Source organism: Puia sp. (assembly GCF_035546395.1).
In the GTDB taxonomy this organism is placed as follows: Bacteria; Bacteroidota; Bacteroidia; order Chitinophagales; family Chitinophagaceae; genus Puia.
Window position 1 is genome coordinate 428,894 of sequence record NZ_DASZXR010000014.1, and the last position, 15,693, is coordinate 444,586.

Here is a 15,693-nt window from a genome sequence, read left to right on the forward strand (position 1 = left end):
CTTCGCGCAATTCTTCAGGAATGACTATACTGATCGAAACCGCTACCATAGTCGACCGCAATTCCCCTTACGACGGAAAAGTTTGCGATATCCTTGTTGAAAATGGCGTGATCAAGGCCATTGGAACGGGACTCACCACCACCGCCGACACCATCGTCCGGCAACCCGGGCTGCACGTCTCGCCGGGTTGGGTGGAGCTCTTCGCCAATTTCGGCGACCCGGGCTATGAATACAAGGAGACCCTGGTGACCGGCGCCGCCGCAGCAGCCGCCGGCGGGTACACCGACGTGTTCGTTCTCCCCAATACCAAACCGGCGCTGGATTCCAAGACCCAGATCGAATATGTCATGCGAGCCTCCGCCAATCTGCCGGTGACGGTCCGACCCATCGGCGCCGTAACAAGAGGACTCGAAGGCAAGGATCTCGCCGAAATGTACGACATGCACAACAGCGGCGCCGTCGCCTTTAGCGACGGGACCCTGCCCGTTCAGGCTGCCGGACTGCTTCTCAAAGGATTGCAATACGTAAAGGCCATCGATGCGGTCATCATCCAGGTCCCCGACGACCGGACCGTAGGCGCCAACGGGCTGATGAACGAAGGCGTCATCTCTACCCGCCTGGGTCTGCCCGGCAAGCCGATGATGGCCGAGGAGCTGATGGTCGCCCGCGATATCAAGCTGGCGCGATATACCGAAAGCAAACTCCATTTTACCGGGGTGACCTCCCCGCGGAGCCTGGAATATATCCGCCGGGCCAAAGAGTCGGGGCTGGCAGTCAGCTGTTCGGTGACACCCTATCATCTTTTCTATACCGATGCCGACCTGAAGGACTACGATACCAACCTGAAGGTCTACCCGCCGCTCCGCGACGAGGCGACCGTGCAGGTGCTGCGGAAGGCGGTACTGGAAGGCGCGGTCGATGCCATCGCCGCCCACCACCAACCGCAGGAGTATGACAGCAAGGTCGTGGAGTTCGAATATGCCAAACCGGGGATGAGCAGCCTCGAGACCACCTTCGCCGCGTTACGCACCGCGCTGCCCGATCTTTCGGTTGCGCGTACCGTGGAGCTGCTGAGCAGCGGTCCCCGGGCAATTTTCGGGCTTGGCCGGCCATCCATCGCCGAAGGACAGGAAGCAGTGCTTAGCTTCTTCGACCCGGCCGGAAAGACGATGCTGACGACGAGCGCGTCAAAGTCGAAGAACAACCCCTTCCTGGGCAAGACCTTGCAGGGACGCGTTCTGGGAATCCTGAATGGGCGGCATCTACACCTGAACCAACCGGAGTCCTGATCCATGACCACAACAAAAAAACCTTCCATCGTCTTACTATATGGCGCGATCGCCGCGGGTGTAATGATCGGGTTCACCCTGGTCACCTGGCGGGGCGGACCGGAAGCATTTATCGGGCGGGCGGGTTATATCAAATACATCCTGCTGATCGGCATCGCCCTTATAGCGGGTATTGCCGCCCGGAAGCAGAACGATAGCTATCTTGAATTCCGGCAGGCGCTGAAGATCATCTTCGGCGTGATGGTGATCGGTATGGCAGTACAGACCCTGTCCGCGTGGCTGCTGTTAACCATCGATACGAAGTTCAAGCACCAGCTGATGCCGGTCCTCATCGCCCAGACCGAGGCTACCTACCGGTCTTTCAAGTTCTCCGACGAGGATATTACGCGGATGGTGGAGCAGGTGAAGGCCGGTGATCCATTCTCGCTTTGGAATATGCTGGGGGGATTGGCACGAATTTATATTATCTTGTTCCTGGTCTCCCTCGGCCTGGCGGCTGCAGTGGGACAAAGAAAAAAGGTAAATTAACCGAATGGAGCTATCAATCGTCATACCGGTCTATAATGAAGATGAATCCCTGCCCGAACTGTGCTGCTGGATCGAGCGGGTCATGAACGAGAACGGGTATTCCTATGAGGTGATCCTCGTCGACGACGGCAGTACCGATCACAGCTGGGAAGTCATCCAAAAGCTGCGGGCCTCCAACCCGCATATCAAAGGGATCAAATTCCAGCGCAACTATGGCAAGTCCGCCGCCCTCAACGAAGGTTTCAAGGCGGCCAGCGGCGCCGTCGTGATCACCATGGACGCCGATATGCAGGACAGCCCCGATGAGATCCCCGAGCTGCGGCGCTTGATCCTCGAGGACCGGTACGATATGGTCAGCGGTTGGAAAAAAGTCCGCCACGACCCCATTTCCAAGACCCTGCCCTCCAAATTCTTCAACTGGACCACGTCCAAGGTCAGCAAGATCAAGCTGCATGATTTCAACTGCGGGCTGAAAGCCTATCGCAATAAGGTCGTCAAGAGCATCGAGGTGTATGGCGAGATGCACCGGTATATCCCCGTCATCGCCAAATGGTCGGGATTTAGAAAGATCGGCGAGAAGGTCGTCGAACACCGCGCCCGGAAATACGGCCATACCAAGTTCGGGGGACTGGGCCGGGGGCTGAAGGGCCTGCTGGACCTGGCGTCGATCACTTTTGTCGGCAAATATGGCAAACGGCCGATGCATTTCTTCGGCCCCATCGGGGTCATCTGCGGGCTGATCGGCTTTGGCGAATGGATCTCGCTGGTGATCCAGAAACTGACCCACCCGGAGATATTCTCCTTGACGAACCGGCCTTCTTTTTTCATCGCCCTGACCTGTATGATCCTCGGGACCCAGCTCTTCCTGACCGGTTTTGTCGCCGAGCTGATCTCACGCAACTCTCCCGGTCGTAATCACTATCTCATCGAACAAAAACTGGGTCTCGATCCATCATGAGGGGTACCGTAGTCATCATGGGCCCGGCATATCCGCTGCGGGGCGGCCTGGCCACCTTTGACCAGCGGCTGGCCCGCGAGTTCCTGGCGATGGGATATGAATGCCCGATCTATTCTTTTTCGCTGCAATACCCGGACTTCCTTTTTCCCGGCGCCACGCAATACAGTACCGATCCACCCCCGGAGGGACTCGATATCCATACGCGGATCAATTCGATGAATCCGCTAAACTGGCTCTCGGTGGGCCGGGAACTGCGGCGGCTTCGCCCGGACATCATCGTCGTCCGCTTCTGGCTCCCCCTCATGGGGCCGGCCCTGGGGACCATCCTGCGGCAGGTGCGGAAGAACAAGCATACAAAGGTCATCGCCATCACCGACAACGTCATTCCACATGAGAAACGGCCGGGCGACCGGCCTTTCGCCCGGTATTTTTTGAATTCCTGCGACGCCTTTGTGACGATGAGTGAAAAGGTGATGAAGGACCTGCGGGGCTTCCAACCGGTGAAACCTGCTGTCCAGGTCGCGCATCCTCTCTACGATAATTTCGGGGCGCCCATCCCCCAGACTGTTGCCCGGCAGGCACTGCGCGATAAGGGCGTGGCTATCGGCGATCATGACCGCGTACTGCTTTTCTTCGGGTTTATCCGCCGCTATAAGGGGCTGGACATCCTGCTCGATGCCATGGCGGACAAACGCATCGGCGAGCTGGGCATCAAACTGTTGGTGGCGGGCGAGTTCTACGAGGACGCCACCCCCTACCGCGAGCAGATCCAACGGTTGGGCATCGCAGACCGGCTGCTGCTGCAAACCGATTTTATCCCCGACAGCGAAGTGCGGAACTATCTCTGCGCGGCCGACGCCGTGATCCAGCCGTATCGCAATGCTACCCAAAGCGGGGTCACTCCCCTCGCCTACCATTTCGAACGGCCGATGATCGTATCCAACGTGGGGGGACTGCCGGCGCTGGTGCCGCATGAGAAGGTAGGCCTTGTCGCGGTGCCCGATCCCACGTCGATGGCCGATGCCATCCTGCGTTTTTTTGTGCTGGGAGAAAGCTATTTTCTCCCCGCCCTCCGGTCGGAGAAGGAAAAATATTCCTGGATCCGGCTGGTGGAAACCCTATTGGACCTCAGCCGATGATCCCATTCGAACATATCGATCCTTCCTGGACCCTTTTCCTCGACAGGGACGGCGTCATCAACGTGGAGAAGGAAGGCAGCTATATCCTTCACTACGGCGAGTTCGTCTTCCTGCAGGGCGTTCATGAGGCCCTGCAACGCTGTGCAGCGGCCTTCGGGCATATCGTAGTGGTCACCAACCAGCGGGGCGTAGGCAAGGGAATGATGACGGCGGCTGATCTGCAGGACATCCACGACAAGATGGTCGCGGCGATCGAGCTGGCGGGCGGCCGCATCTCCCGGATCTATTATGCCGATTCGCTGGACAACGCCCATCCGTTGCGCAAGCCGCAGCCCGGGATGGCGCTTGCAGCGCAGCGCGAGCTGCCGGGCGTCGACCTGTCGCGGAGCGTAATGGTCGGCAACAACCTCAGCGATATGGAGTTCGGCCGTAACGCGGGGATGTACACCGCGTTCGTACGTACAACGAATCCCGAACAACCCCTGCCCCACCCGGCCATCGATATGGCCTTTGAGAGCCTGCCCGATTTTGCAAAACATTTGCGATTGGCATAAAATTTTAGCCCGACCTTGCCGTTTCGTAACTTTACAACACTATGAACATCAAACGGCTTTGTATTACCTTTTGCGCGATGATGGGTCTCGTCGGGCTTGCGGACCAAGCCCGGGCGCAGATCAGCCGCGAAGCGGCGGAAGAATTTGCAAAGCGGGAAGACACCCTGAAGGGATATTCCTTTCGGATCGTCAACGACTCGCTGGCCACGGACCGGTTTCGCGCCGACAGCCTGTTCGTCCGGAGCCTCGTGAGAAGTCTGCGGCAGCCGAACTCGTTCTATTATCCCTTCGATTCGTTACAAACCATCTCGCGGCTCTATGCCCCCGACAGCAGCTTTCGCATCTTTACCTGGCAATTCAAGAAAGACGACTACATGTACCTGCAGGAGGGCGCAATCCAGATGCGGACACCGGATGGATCGTTGAAACTATACCCGCTTTTCGACGCGTCCATGTTCACCGACCGGCCGATGGATTCGGTGCGTACGCGCAGGAATTGGATCGGCGCCATTTACTACAGGATCATCGAGAAGAGCTGGCAGGGGCGCAACTACTATACCCTGCTGGGATTCGATGATTTCAGCCAGTCGAGCAACAAGAAATGGATGGAAGTGCTGACCTTTGGTCCCGATGGAGAGCCGAAATTTGGCGGTCCCTTCTTTTCCTTTATGGAGGACTCGGTGCGTAAACCGACGCAGTACCGCTTCAATATCGAATATAAGAAAGAAGCAGGCACCCGCTTCAACTATGATCCCGAGCTGGACATGGTCGTGTACGATCACCTGGTCCCCGAGGGAGACCAGCCGAAGAAGAAGGACACCTATGTCCCCGACGGGGATTTCGAGGCCTTTCAATGGAAAGACGGCAAGTGGATGCATGTGCAGCGGTCGCTGTTCAATTTCAAGCTGAAGGACGGGCAGTTCCCGCAGGAGGCAAAGCTGCTGGACGACCAGGGCAAGGTCAACGAGCTCCAGCTGCAGCAGCAGTCCGAGAAGAATGTCCAAAAGAAAAAGAAGCCCGGGAACTAGGATCGGAGGCGCCTCAGTGATTCAGCAGCCGTTCCTTGGCACGCAGGTACTCTTCCTCGGTGATCGCGCCTTTCATTTTCAATTCAAATAGCTTTTCCAACTCAGCCGCCACTTGTGGCGCATTGGCGGCCTTCGGCACGGGGCCCGAGCCGGTACGTGCATCCAGCGCGGCAGCCATCTGCGCAGCCTGGTTGCCGTATTGCCAGGTCTGGTGTTCGGCCTGAGCGGCGGTAATAGTATCCTTGAGGCGTTTGGGATGCTGGACGTTGAAATAATCCGTGGCGCCCACCTCGGCAGCCGTCTGGATCTCGACATGGCCGAAGTTGAAGAGGCGGCCCCAGACCGACTGGTCGTAAGAGACGTTGTTGATCTTATCCAGGGGGCTTTCCTTGGCATAGTGGCTAAGAAGGCCCGATTCGTCGATGACGCGGAAGTTCGTCACCACCCAGATATTCAATTTCCAGCTATAGTAGCGGATGAACCAGTAGCCGATGCCAAGGACGGCGGCAAGCCAACCCCAGGCCGTTCCGGCTTTGATGACAATGAGAACGGCGGCCGCTAGCCCCAGCAGGGCGATCAGGACGGGGGCGATGAGAGTGGTCCAGCTGCTGTAAGTGACCAGGAGTACCTTTTCGCCTTTCTGAAGGGGGGTGCGCATATCCGATTTCGATTTAATCAAGCTTCAAAACAGCCAGGAAGGCCTCCTGTGGCACTTCCACATTACCGATCTGCCGCATGCGCTTCTTCCCTTCCTTCTGTTTCTCCAGCAGCTTCCGTTTCCGGCTGATATCCCCGCCATAACATTTGGCCGTTACGTCCTTGCGGAGGGCGCTGATGGTTTCCCGGGCGATGACCTTGGCGCCGATGGCCGCCTGGATGGCGATCTGGAATTGCTGCCGCGGCAGGAGCTCTTTCAGCTTCTCGCAAAGCTTGCGCCCGAAGTCATTGGCCCGGCTGCGGTGGATCAGGGCGCTGAGCGCGTCCACCTTGTCCCCGTTGAGAAGAATATCCATTTTTGCGATATCGCTTTCGCGACGATCGATGGGATGATAGTCGAAGGAAGCATAGCCGCGGGTCTGACTCTTGAGCTTGTCATAGAAGTCGAACACGATCTCGGTGAGCGGCATTTCAAAGACCAGTTCCACCCGCGTGGTCGTCAGGTAGGACTGGTTGAGCAGGATGCCCCGTTTGCCGAGGCAAAGGGTCATGATATTGCCGATGTACTCGGGCTTGGTAATTATCTGCGCCCGGATATACGGTTCCTCGATGCGGTCGATCCTCGTCGGATCGGGCATTTCGGCCGGGTTATTCACGATGATCTCTTCGTCTTTATTCGTATAGGCGACGAAGCTAACGTTCGGTACGGTGGTGATCACCGTCTGGTTGAACTCGCGTTCGAGCCGCTCCTGGATGATCTCCATGTGCAGCATCCCGAGGAACCCGCAACGGAAACCAAAGCCAAGGGCCTGGGAGGTCTCCAGCTCGTAGGTCAGCGACGCATCGTTGAGCTGCAGCTTGTCCATACAATCGCGCAATTCTTCGAAGTCGTCGGTGTTGACGGGGAAGATGCCCGCGAAGACCATCGGCTTCACCTCTTCGAAACCCTGGACCATTTCGGGATGGGGGTTACTCGCCAGTGTGATGGTGTCACCCACCTTGACCTCTTTTGCGTTCTTGATCCCGGTGATGATATAACCCACGTCACCCGTCTTCACCTCCGCCTTGGGATCCAGGGTCAGTTTGAGGATGCCGACCTCATCGGCCTCGTAGGATTGGCCGGTGGAGACGAATTGAACGATATCGCCCTTCTTTATGCTGCCATTGAGAATGCGGTAGTATACGATGATCCCGCGGAAGGAGTTGAAGACGCTGTCGAAGATCAGCGCCTGCAGGGGAGCCTCCGGGTTGCCTTCGGGCGGCGGGATGCGTTTGACGATCGCCTCGAGGATCTCGGGAACCCCCAGACCGGTGCGGGCGCTGGCCAGCAGGATATCCTCGGGTTTGCAGCCGATCAGCTCGATGATCTGGTCCTTTACCTCGTCGACCATGGCCCCATCCATATCAATTTTGTTGATAACAGGGATGATCTCCAGGTCGTTCCCGATCGCCAGATAGAGGTTGGAAATGGTCTGCGCCTGGATGCCCTGGGTGGCATCCACGAGCAGCAGGGCGCCTTCGCAGGCAGCCAGGGCGCGGGACACCTCATAGCTGAAGTCGACATGGCCCGGCGTGTCGATCAGGTTGAGAATAAACTTCTCATTCTGATGCGTATAGTTGATCTGAATGGCATGGCTTTTTATCGTGATCCCCTTCTCCCGCTCCAGGTCCATATCGTCCAGGACCTGGGCTTGCATGTCGCGCTGGGAAATGGTGTTGGTCATTTCCAGCAGGCGGTCTGCCAGGGTACTCTTTCCGTGGTCGATATGGGCAATTATGCAAAAATTTCGTATATTTTTCATTCGCTGCAAATCTACGTATTTTAGGCCAATGAAGGGTATATTCATAGCGTTTATCGTCCTGCAGATCGTCGTCGATCTGGCCCATTCAGTAACCATTTTTCCTTTCGTACACTATGGCATGTTCTCCGCGCCGGCCCTGCTGCCGGACAGCCTGGCCGTCTACCGGGTCACGGTGAATGGCAAGCCTTTGGTACAGACCGACTACCGCATTTACCGCTGGGACATGATCACCGGTCCCCTCATTGCCTTCGACCAGTTGGAAAACACGCATGATTTTGCCTTCGATCGCAAGAAGCTGAAAGAATACCTGGAGCAGACCGGCTGTGGCGGCCTTTACCGTTGGGCGGAGCCGGATCTTACCAATTCTTCGGATATCGGCCGGCTGTTCCCCCGATGGTACCGGCAACATCTCAGCCGTCTGCTGGGTTATCCGGTCGACTCCCTTCGGGTGGACAGGTGCTGGTACGACCCGCATGGCGATGACTTTCAGCTGCTACGGAAAGAAACCTATATCAACCTCTAGCCGTCCTTCATGAACTTCACCCGCGATAGAAATTTCCTCCTATACGTCTATTGTTTGTTGTATTACGCCGTCCTGTTCTTTTTTTTCCTGGATCAACGGCTGCTTTCCCAATTGCACCCGGTTTTCCTGACGTATAACCGGGATCTGACCGAGATCGGGTTGATCAGCACGGGGATACCCGCCTTCATCATGGTTCATTCCTGGGCGGCGTTGGTGGCGGATGGGCTGATCGTTCTGCTCCCGGTTCTCAACCTGGTCTACATCCGCCTGAAAGGCTGCTGCAATCCCGTGCTGGGTGTGGTGTTCAGTGGCGTTCTCAGTGTTTATTTGCTTTTGATCAATCTTTTTTGGCAGGCCGATCACGAACCGTTCATGCTCTATCTCTTCCTTTCGGTCGCTTTCTGGACCAACCGGCCGGAGCGGTTCTACGCCGTTCTTCGGTTTTGCCGATATTACTTTTGCTATGTCTTTGCCTCTGCGGCCATCTGGAAGCTGGCGCGAGGGAGTGTCTTCTATATTCCGCAGATGAGCCACATTCTGCTGATGCATCAGGCGGACCTGCTGACCGGTCCCTGCGATTCATTCTGGTGCGGAGTGACAAGGTTCCTGATCGGTCATCCTGTTCTTAGCTGGGGGTTGTATGCCGGAGCCGTTGCGCTGGAGCTGCTCTTTGTGGCCGGATTCTTCACCCGCAGGTGGGACAGGCTGCTGATCGCCGCCGCCGTACTTTTTGTTGCGGCCGATATGTGGCTGATGCGCATTCCCTATTGGACCCTGCTGATCGGTTGCGTCACGCTGTATCTGGACGTTCGTCCCCGGAGAGCCGGCGGTATCGTAATCTATGAAACGACCCATCATGAGAATCTGCCGGGCCTGCTGGATCTCTGCGGAGTGCATTTTGAGAAGACGGCGGTATTCCTCCGGCGGCTTTCCTTCGACAATCTTTCCGGCGACATGGATCCGCAACGGCGGTGGCCCGGGGTCTTGTTTGTAGTGCAGGAAGAGGGTGTGGGCAACCGTGTCTTCATCGTCCGGCTGTTCCGGTTCCTGCGGAAGGATCGCGGCTATACTCATTTGCATTTGAGCACCCTTGACAGCAACTGGTTGCTCTTCGCCTTGTACCTGTTCCTTTCCCCCGACCGGCAGGTATCCATGACCGTTCATGCTGTCAACGATTACTTTACCTGGTCCGCCGCCGGAGTGAAGGCCGTCACGGAATCCCTTGCGAAATGGATGCTGCACCGGCGGATAGGCCACTATTTGTTCTTTCTGCCTGGCATGGCAGAGCAGTTGCGTCGACGGATGAGTGATGCGGTAGCGGTGGCGATACCGTCTCGGTTCTATCGGGGGAATGTTGCGCAGCGCCCGGAGGGAGCTGCTTTTATCATCGTCATTCCGGGGAGCGTCGACCCGCACCGGCGCGATTATCCCGCGGTGATCGCATTTTTCAGGCAATTTTTAACCCAGGCCCCGTTGCGCACAATCGAGCTCGTCCTGCTCGGCAACAGCGGATCGGATTACGGCAAAGACATTGTGGCACAGCTGCGTCAGTTTGAATCCGGTCGTTTCCGGTTGACGGTCTTTGACGGCTACGTTCCCGAGGACGAGTATGAGCGGCGGTATGCCACGGCCGACCTGATCTGGGCGCCGTTGCAACCCCAAAAAACAAGTGATGACAGGCCACCCGAAGTCTATGGCCGGACCATCGCCAGCGGGCTCACCGCTGACCTGCAGTTGGGTCATACCCCTGTGCTGGCGCCCGATTGGCTGATGCTGCCCCTACCCTATTCGGCAGCCTTGATCCCTTACTCTTCGTTGGAAAAAGCCGGTGAGATGCTGCGGAAGGTTCTCGATGAACCTACCTGGCGACAAGCGCTGTCGACGTCGATCGACCACGCCTTTCTTGCCTTGCGCCGTGAAAACTACGACGCGGATTTTCGCCGGCTGACCCGGCTTGACGATTCAACGCTTACCATTACCCGCTAACCAGCTGAAAAAGGGGTTCGCAATGCGGGTCGTCCGCCAGAGGACCAGGGCCAGGAGAATATTGTAAAAGCAACTGCCGGCAAGCATCGCCAGCGCACCGCCCGTCACCCCGCCATAGGGGATCAACAGCCGGCAGGCAAAAGCCAGCACGGCCACATAGGCAAGCAGGCAGAAGGCCGCCTGCTTTTCCCGGTCCTGGGTCATCAGGATCGTATTGGCAGGTCCGAAGAAGGAGAAGAGCGCCTGAGCCAGGCTCATGTAAATCAAGGCGGGATATCCCATGGTAAACCCGGCGCCAAACAGCGAGAGCAGGAATTTACCCGTGACGACGATGCCGGCCATCAAAGGAACGCAAAGCAGCGCCATGAGCTTATTGCTCTGGTGAAAGAGTTCCCGGGTATAGCTTCTTTCCGCATCCGTGTGTCGGGCAAAAAGCTGGGGAAGAACGGTATGCATAAGCCAGAAGGGCAGGATCAGCAGATCGGCAAAACGACCGCAGATGTTGAAGACGCCGACTGCTTCGGAGCCTCCGGTGGAAGTGAAATAAGGCAGCATGAGCATGACGATGCGGATGCTGAGGAGATTGAGAAGGCTGATGCCGAAAAAATATGCCGCTTTTCGGGAGAGCCCTTCCGTTGGCGGATAGGCTGCGGGCCGCGGCGGAGCCAGGCGCCGGAGCCGCATTTCGAGGAGAATAAAGAGCAGTATGGCTGAGCCGGCAAGTACGATGGTGGACAGGATAATAAGCCCTCGTGGGTCCAAAGAAACAGACAGCGCGCGAAAGGCCGTCGTGCCGGCGATCAACAGCGCAGGTTTAACGATCTTCTCCACTAACTGGCTCAACCGGATATGGTTCATCGCCTGAAGGATCATCTGGTTGACGCCAAGACAGGCCGTAAAATACACCGCCGCCGAAGAGAGCAAAAAAAGTGGGCGGTATTCGCTCAACGCCGGAATGGGGGCCAGCGTAATGACGGCCAGAAAGCCGCCGCTTACGACAACTGCCGCCAGCAGCAGCCAGCGATTGCACCGCCGGACGAGCCGGCTGGCGAGATCGGTTCGACCCGCGCCAAGATACCGTGGAAGGAGGGCAAGTGTCAGATCGTCGCGGCCTGCCATGACAAAAACGCTGAGGATGCTTACCCAATTGAACACATGGACATACAGGCCGTATGAGCGGGGATCGGAGGATCGAACCAGCCAGGCGTTCGAGCCAAATACCAGCAACATGGACAGGCCCTGGATGAAAAAAGAATGAAAGGTTCCGCGCAGGATGCGTTGCCGGTCGGCTGAAGTCAAACCGTCCATAGCCCTAAAAGTAGGGCTTTTCCCGGAAAAAACTATTTTTGCCGACACATGGACAAACGCCTGCTTTCCTACCTGTGCTGCCCCGTCACGAAGAGTCCGTTGCGCCTGAAGGTTATCAAGGCCGGGCCGGATGGCGAAGTGCTGACCGGTTTGCTCTTTGCCGCGGAGGACTGGTGTTATCCCGTCACCGGCGGCATTCCCCGGTTGCTGGTGGAAGCCTTCCTGGAACATGCCGGTCTCCTTCGCGCTCATCTTCCGGATTACGATGTGAGAAAGCGACTGCTGGATGAGAAATATCCCGGGTTGCTGGAAGACACACAAAGGAAGAACCGGAAGACAAAAGAAAGTTTTGCGTTGGAATGGAGTCTGCACGATTATGCAAAGGACCGTACCTGGGAAGTTCCTTCGGACCAGCTGCTGCGCCGGTTCCTCGAAGAGACCGGTGAGACCGAAGCGGGTCTTGCCGGAAAGCTGGTCTTCGACGCAGGTTGCGGCAACGGGCAGCTCGATACGGCTATAGCCCGTGCTGGTGCCCGGGTGATCGCCATGGATCTCAGCGGCAGTATCGACCGGGCCTATTCCGTCAATGATCATCGCGACGTCTGGTTCATACAAGGCGATGTGCAATTTCCGCCGGTCGCGGAAGAGACCTGCGATATCCTCCAATGCAGCGGCGTCCTCCATCATACCCCCGACACCGAACTGTCCTTTTGCCGGCTGGAGCCCTGCGTCCGTGAAGGCGGCATCTACAGCGTTTGGCTTTATCACCCCCGGAAAGACTGGCTGCACCAGTGGTTTAATTTCCTGCGGAAATTCACCAGTTGCTGGCCCGCGCGAACTACCTACCGCTTGCTGCTGTACACGGCATTCCCCGTAAGTCATGTCATTCACTGGGTGAAAGGGAAGCCCCGCAACAGGCGCGAGATCATGATCGCCCTGATGGACTGGTTCAGCCCGGAATTCCGCTACGAACACCGGCCCGAAGAAGTAAGGGATTGGTTCACCCGGTGCGGGTATCGGCAGCTGCAGGTGACCACAACCGATGTCTTTGGTTTCAATTTTACCGGTCGCAAAGGCGCCCGTGCTATTTCAGCGCGCGGATGATGGAGGTGAATTCCGTAGCATTGAGCGAAGCCCCGCCGACCAGTCCGCCGTCGACATCGGGTGAATGGAAGAGTTCCCCGGCGTTCGCAGCCTTCACGCTCCCGCCATAAAGGATCGGGATATGCTGCGCCGTCGCCTGATTGTATTTTTTTGCGAACAGTCCGCGGATATGCGCGTGCATCTCCTGGGCCTGCTCGACGCTTGCCGTTTTGCCGGTGCCGATCGCCCAGATGGGTTCATAAGCAATGACGACCTTACGAACATCTTCTTCGGTGAAATGAAACAGCGACTCCATCAGCTGGGTCTCCACAAATCCTTCCTGGGCGCCCACTTCCCGGATGCTGAGCGTCTCGCCACAGCAGAAGATAGGGGTAATATCGTTGGCCAGGCAGAGCTCCACCTTTTTGGCCAACGACTGGTTCCCCTCGAAGAAATATTCCCTTCTTTCACTATGCCCCAATACGCAATACCGGATATTGATCGACTTCAGCATTTCGGCCGCCACTTCCCCGGTATAGGCTCCCGACTTTTGATCGGAACAGTTTTGCGCGGAGGCGAAATAGTTGTTGCGACCGGACAGCTTTTGCGTGGCCATGACCAGGTATGGGAAGGGTACGGCAAAGACGGCCGATTGGTGAGCGGCAAGTTGGATGTTGGCATTGAGGATACCATCCAATAGTTGTTCTCCCTGCTGGTAGGTCAGATTCATCTTCCAGTTGGCTGCTGCGATTTGTTGTCTCATAATTGCCCAAAAATATGTTTTAATGTCAGTATTTGTCCTTCGGTGAGGGATTGATTTTTCAGTTTCTTCCAGGCGGCGATATCGCGTAAGGCCTTGTCCCAGTTGTAGAGGACCGAACCGTCGAGTCCCCATGTAAAATCAGGGACGAATTTGGGCGGCGTGCCCGTGCCGAAGATATTACAGCAGACGCCGGTGACGGTGCCCGTGTCAAAAGAGGTATTGATGGCCGCGCGGGAGTAATCTCCCATCAGCAGCCCGCATTTCAATCCGGCGTTGAGCCAGCTCCGGGAAGCGGGATGCCAGACCTTGACGTCACCGCAGTTGTTCTTTAGATTCGAAGCGCTGGCGCCGGCGCCGAGATTACACCATTCGCCGATGACGGCATCCCCTAAATAACCGTCATGCCCCTTGCCGGAGTAACCGAAAAAGACGACGTTCTTGATCTCGCCCCCGGCAGTGGTCTGCGGACCGAGGGTCGTCGCGCCATAGATCTTCGCGCCCATTTTGACAACGGAGCCTTCACAAGCGGCAAAAGGTCCACGGATCAGGCTGCCTTCCATGATCTCGACGTTCCGCCCGATATAGATCGGCCCGGTGGACGCATTCAGCACGCAATGCGAAAGCCTCGCGCCTTCATCGATGAAGATATTCCCGGGGTTTGTAACGGCGACCGTCGGCGGGATGGGCAACGAATGACGCCCTGCCGTGAGTAGTTCGAAATCGTCGAGCAGGGCTTCGGCATTGTGCTGAAAGATATGCCAGGGATAGCGGATCAACCGGCCGTGCGTGATGATGCGGTCGATGGACGACTGGTTCAGCGGCCCGCGTTGCATCTCTTCCCTTACCCGGGCCGCCAGGGCGCGGGTGGGCAGGATATTGGCAGGCAATGCGGGGGTAACCGCGTCCTGCGCGACCACGATGTTGTTGGGACCAACCAGCTGTTCCCATTTTTCGCGAAAGGTCAGGATGCCCATCCGGATATCGAGGACCGGGCGGGTCGCGGTGAAGGGAAGAAGATCATGTGTGCAGGAGACGTCTTCCAGCGCGAGATATTGCATACGTCGAAGGTAGCTGAAAATGCCCTTCAGGAAAAATAGGACATTCAGCTACCGATCCAATGTCTGTCCTTCGGACGGGCCCCTCCGGTGGCCTACAAAAAAAATCCCCTCCATAGGAAGGGATCAGTCTGGTTTGAACACCAATTATTTCTTCTTCTCGTAACGCTTCTTGAACTTGTCGATACGACCTGCAGTATCGACCAGTACGTTCTTCCCGGTAAAGAAAGGATGGGAAGTATTCGAGATTTCCAATTTGATCAGGGGATATTCGTTGCCGTCTTCCCATTTGATCGTTTCCCTTGACTGAGCGGTGGATTTGCTCAGGAAGGTTTCGCCATTACTCATGTCCTTGAAGACGACGGGCCGGTATGCTGCCGGGTGGAGACCTTTTTTCATAATCTGTTCTGTTTAAAGGTTGTACGGATTTGGCCGTACAGTTTTTTAAATATTTGGACCGGGGTCCATTTTTGGGATGGCGAAGGTACGCAATATCCCCGGGTGGTCCAAATAAATTCTAGCTCCGCATATTGATGTATTGGAGTGCGATGCCCAGGTCAGCGCCGCTGCAAAGCTTGATAACCGCCTGCAAATCATCTATTTTCTTGCCCGTCACCCGGATCATATCATCCATGATCTGGGTCTGCACCTTCAGCCCCGAGTCCTTGACCAGCTTGGTGACCTTCTTGGCGTCCTCCTGTTTCAGCCCATTCCGGACAGGCACCTGCTGGCGGGTCACCTTGCCGCTTGGATAAGGCTCCTTGCTCATGTCGAAGGCCAGCGGATCGAGGCCCTGCTTCATGCTTCGGCTGATGAGGACGTCCACGATCTGTTTGAGCTTCATATCGCTTTCGGCCTCCAGATCGATGATCATATCCTTCTTGTTGAGGTCGATCTTGACGGGGGAGTCTTTGAAGTCAAACCGGTTGGTGATCTCCTTTTTGGTGACGTTGACCGCATTGTCCAGTACCTGCGGGTCTACTTTGCTAACGATATCAAAGGATGGCATATACAAATATA

Annotated in this window: 16 protein-coding genes; 9 read left to right on the plus strand and 7 right to left on the minus strand. The window is 56.7% G+C overall.

Annotation, left to right across the window (positions count from 1 at the left end; all coding sequences use genetic code 11):
• Positions 1-20: 20 nt before the first annotated feature.
• The 6 genes from VHE34_RS14535 to VHE34_RS14560 are packed head-to-tail and all read left to right on the plus strand — an operon-like array spanning position 21 to position 5,496.
• Positions 21-1,289, plus strand: a complete 1,269-nt coding sequence (locus tag VHE34_RS14535) for a dihydroorotase (RefSeq protein WP_325589122.1) — start codon at positions 21-23, stop codon at positions 1,287-1,289.
• Between the two features lie 3 nt (positions 1,290-1,292).
• The gene (locus VHE34_RS14540; RefSeq protein WP_325589124.1) at positions 1,293-1,817 is read left to right on the plus strand and encodes a DUF4199 family protein; all 525 of its coding nucleotides are present in this window, start codon (positions 1,293-1,295) and stop codon (positions 1,815-1,817) included.
• A gap of 4 nt (positions 1,818-1,821) precedes the next feature.
• Positions 1,822-2,775 (plus strand): glycosyltransferase family 2 protein, encoded by a 954-nt coding sequence (locus VHE34_RS14545; RefSeq protein ID WP_325589126.1) that lies wholly within the window; start codon positions 1,822-1,824, stop codon positions 2,773-2,775.
• Positions 2,772-3,914, plus strand: coding sequence for a glycosyltransferase (locus tag VHE34_RS14550; protein WP_325589128.1), 1,143 nt, complete (start codon positions 2,772-2,774; stop codon positions 3,912-3,914). Before VHE34_RS14545 ends, VHE34_RS14550 begins: the two co-directional genes overlap by 4 nt.
• Positions 3,911-4,468: an HAD-IIIA family hydrolase gene (locus tag VHE34_RS14555; RefSeq protein ID WP_325589130.1), complete on the plus strand. Its 558-nt coding sequence runs from the start codon at positions 3,911-3,913 to the stop codon at positions 4,466-4,468. Before VHE34_RS14550 ends, VHE34_RS14555 begins: the two co-directional genes overlap by 4 nt.
• Before the next feature lie 41 nt (positions 4,469-4,509).
• Positions 4,510-5,496 carry a hypothetical protein gene (locus VHE34_RS14560; protein WP_325589132.1) on the plus strand — a complete coding sequence of 329 codons (987 nt, stop codon included), beginning with the start codon at positions 4,510-4,512 and terminating at the stop codon, positions 5,494-5,496.
• A 13-nt stretch (positions 5,497-5,509) separates the two neighbouring features.
• Here the strand turns inward: VHE34_RS14560 and VHE34_RS14565 are convergent, their stop codons facing one another.
• Together VHE34_RS14565 and lepA are read right to left on the minus strand one after the other, a co-directional pair.
• Positions 5,510-6,154, minus strand: coding sequence for a PH domain-containing protein (locus VHE34_RS14565; RefSeq protein WP_325589134.1), 645 nt, complete (start codon positions 6,152-6,154; stop codon positions 5,510-5,512).
• Positions 6,155-6,167: 13 nt separating this feature from the next.
• Entirely contained in the window at positions 6,168-7,955 is a 1,788-nt protein-coding gene (gene lepA / locus VHE34_RS14570) for a translation elongation factor 4 (protein WP_325589136.1), read from the minus strand.
• Between the two features lie 28 nt (positions 7,956-7,983).
• On the opposite strand from lepA, the gene VHE34_RS14575 reads away from it, so the two are divergent.
• Together VHE34_RS14575 and VHE34_RS14580 are read left to right on the plus strand one after the other, a co-directional pair.
• Positions 7,984-8,478, plus strand: coding sequence for a hypothetical protein (locus VHE34_RS14575; protein WP_325589138.1), 495 nt, complete (start codon positions 7,984-7,986; stop codon positions 8,476-8,478).
• A 9-nt stretch (positions 8,479-8,487) separates the two neighbouring features.
• Positions 8,488-10,464, plus strand: coding sequence for a hypothetical protein (locus VHE34_RS14580; RefSeq protein WP_325589140.1), 1,977 nt, complete (start codon positions 8,488-8,490; stop codon positions 10,462-10,464).
• Here the strand turns inward: VHE34_RS14580 and VHE34_RS14585 are convergent.
• Entirely contained in the window at positions 10,441-11,772 is a 1,332-nt protein-coding gene (locus VHE34_RS14585) for a hypothetical protein (RefSeq protein WP_325589142.1), read from the minus strand. The two genes, VHE34_RS14580 and VHE34_RS14585, sit on opposite strands and share 24 nt — an antisense overlap.
• 48 nt (positions 11,773-11,820) lie before the next feature.
• Between VHE34_RS14585 and VHE34_RS14590 the strand changes: the two genes are divergently transcribed.
• Positions 11,821-12,876, plus strand: coding sequence for a methyltransferase domain-containing protein (locus tag VHE34_RS14590; protein ID WP_325589144.1), 1,056 nt, complete (start codon positions 11,821-11,823; stop codon positions 12,874-12,876).
• On the opposite strand, the gene tpiA is transcribed toward VHE34_RS14590, so the two are convergent.
• The 4 genes from tpiA to VHE34_RS14610 form a co-directional block, all read right to left on the minus strand.
• Positions 12,857-13,618 (minus strand): triose-phosphate isomerase, encoded by a 762-nt coding sequence (gene tpiA, locus VHE34_RS14595; protein ID WP_325589146.1) that lies wholly within the window; start codon positions 13,616-13,618, stop codon positions 12,857-12,859. The two genes, VHE34_RS14590 and tpiA, sit on opposite strands and share 20 nt — an antisense overlap.
• A complete protein-coding gene (locus VHE34_RS14600) occupies positions 13,615-14,676 on the minus strand; it encodes a putative sugar nucleotidyl transferase (RefSeq protein ID WP_325589148.1) in 1,062 nt (353 codons plus the stop codon). The genes tpiA and VHE34_RS14600 overlap by 4 nt, the downstream gene beginning before the upstream one ends.
• Before the next feature lie 144 nt (positions 14,677-14,820).
• Positions 14,821-15,072: a type B 50S ribosomal protein L31 gene (locus tag VHE34_RS14605; protein WP_325589150.1), complete on the minus strand. Its 252-nt coding sequence runs from the start codon at positions 15,070-15,072 to the stop codon at positions 14,821-14,823.
• Between the two features lie 118 nt (positions 15,073-15,190).
• Positions 15,191-15,682, minus strand: coding sequence for a YajQ family cyclic di-GMP-binding protein (locus tag VHE34_RS14610; protein WP_325589152.1), 492 nt, complete (start codon positions 15,680-15,682; stop codon positions 15,191-15,193).
• Positions 15,683-15,693: the final 11 nt, after the last annotated feature.

What these genes read in the sequence shown, in the direction of transcription:
- VHE34_RS14535 (WP_325589122.1), top strand. Translation starts at nt 21, where the DNA reads ATGACTATACTGATCGAAACCGCTACCATAGTCGACCGCAATTCCCCT.
- VHE34_RS14540 (WP_325589124.1), top strand. Translation starts at nt 1,293, where the DNA reads ATGACCACAACAAAAAAACCTTCCATCGTCTTACTATATGGCGCGATC.
- VHE34_RS14545 (WP_325589126.1), top strand. Translation starts at nt 1,822, where the DNA reads ATGGAGCTATCAATCGTCATACCGGTCTATAATGAAGATGAATCCCTG.
- VHE34_RS14550 (WP_325589128.1), top strand. Translation starts at nt 2,772, where the DNA reads ATGAGGGGTACCGTAGTCATCATGGGCCCGGCATATCCGCTGCGGGGC.
- VHE34_RS14555 (WP_325589130.1), top strand. Translation starts at nt 3,911, where the DNA reads ATGATCCCATTCGAACATATCGATCCTTCCTGGACCCTTTTCCTCGAC.
- VHE34_RS14560 (WP_325589132.1), top strand. Translation starts at nt 4,510, where the DNA reads ATGAACATCAAACGGCTTTGTATTACCTTTTGCGCGATGATGGGTCTC.
- VHE34_RS14565 (WP_325589134.1), bottom strand. Translation starts at nt 6,154, where the DNA reads ATGCGCACCCCCCTTCAGAAAGGCGAAAAGGTACTCCTGGTCACTTAC.
- lepA (WP_325589136.1), bottom strand. Translation starts at nt 7,955, where the DNA reads ATGAAAAATATACGAAATTTTTGCATAATTGCCCATATCGACCACGGA.
- VHE34_RS14575 (WP_325589138.1), top strand. Translation starts at nt 7,984, where the DNA reads ATGAAGGGTATATTCATAGCGTTTATCGTCCTGCAGATCGTCGTCGAT.
- VHE34_RS14580 (WP_325589140.1), top strand. Translation starts at nt 8,488, where the DNA reads ATGAACTTCACCCGCGATAGAAATTTCCTCCTATACGTCTATTGTTTG.
- VHE34_RS14585 (WP_325589142.1), bottom strand. Translation starts at nt 11,772, where the DNA reads ATGGACGGTTTGACTTCAGCCGACCGGCAACGCATCCTGCGCGGAACC.
- VHE34_RS14590 (WP_325589144.1), top strand. Translation starts at nt 11,821, where the DNA reads ATGGACAAACGCCTGCTTTCCTACCTGTGCTGCCCCGTCACGAAGAGT.
- tpiA (WP_325589146.1), bottom strand. Translation starts at nt 13,618, where the DNA reads ATGAGACAACAAATCGCAGCAGCCAACTGGAAGATGAATCTGACCTAC.
- VHE34_RS14600 (WP_325589148.1), bottom strand. Translation starts at nt 14,676, where the DNA reads ATGCAATATCTCGCGCTGGAAGACGTCTCCTGCACACATGATCTTCTT.
- VHE34_RS14605 (WP_325589150.1), bottom strand. Translation starts at nt 15,072, where the DNA reads ATGAAAAAAGGTCTCCACCCGGCAGCATACCGGCCCGTCGTCTTCAAG.
- VHE34_RS14610 (WP_325589152.1), bottom strand. Translation starts at nt 15,682, where the DNA reads ATGCCATCCTTTGATATCGTTAGCAAAGTAGACCCGCAGGTACTGGAC.